The sequence below is a fragment of the Pantoea sp. ANP04 genome (genome assembly GCF_041982285.1).
GTDB lineage: Bacteria > Pseudomonadota > Gammaproteobacteria > Enterobacterales > Enterobacteriaceae > Pantoea > Pantoea eucalypti.
Map to the genome: position 1 here is coordinate 1 of NZ_JAUTYS010000122.1, position 559 is coordinate 559.

Below are 559 nucleotides of genomic sequence, written 5' to 3' on the forward strand. Positions count from 1 at the left end.
CGCAGAACCTTTCGCGTGCTGACACTCTGAAAGCTCTTGAGCGTAACGGCTACATTCTGCCGGGCGGTCAGGATCCTTTGGGTTCGATCATTGGTCAGCGTGAGGGTTATGGCGCGCTTGGTCGTGGCGGCACTCGTGTTGGTGCTCGTGAAGCGGTACTGGAAGCTCGCAGGACGGGCGAACGTAAGCCGAACGACAGATACACCATGACGGAAGCTGAGCGTCGCTTATTCGATGCTCAGTTGCGTTGGGATGCGGTGCGCGAGGGTCGTAACCCGCACTCATCTAAGAAGCCGTTGACCCCGGAGATTGCCGCGAAAGTCGAGAAGGACTTTCGGCGTTGGCTTTCTACTGGCGGTCAAGTTTTCAACTAATAAAAGGACTTCCTTTACGTGCGATGCGTTGAGGGTATTTGCCGTGCGATGCGGCTTCAAAAAGGAGTATCCATTGTCTGAAATTGTGAATGCCGAAGGTGGCGAAAACGCTGACGCTGTAACCGTTGAGGTTGCTACTGAGGTGGATAAGCCACTTGGCGAGAATGGCGAGAAGGCTTTGAAAG

At 54.4% G+C, this 559-nt stretch carries 1 protein-coding gene; it reads left to right on the forward strand.

Translation table 11 applies throughout. From position 1 onward, the window contains the following. A partial coding sequence (locus Q7C21_RS22660; protein ID WP_375151187.1) for a hypothetical protein occupies positions 1-374 on the forward strand: 374 nt, incomplete at its 5' end. Positions 375-559: the final 185 nt, after the last annotated feature.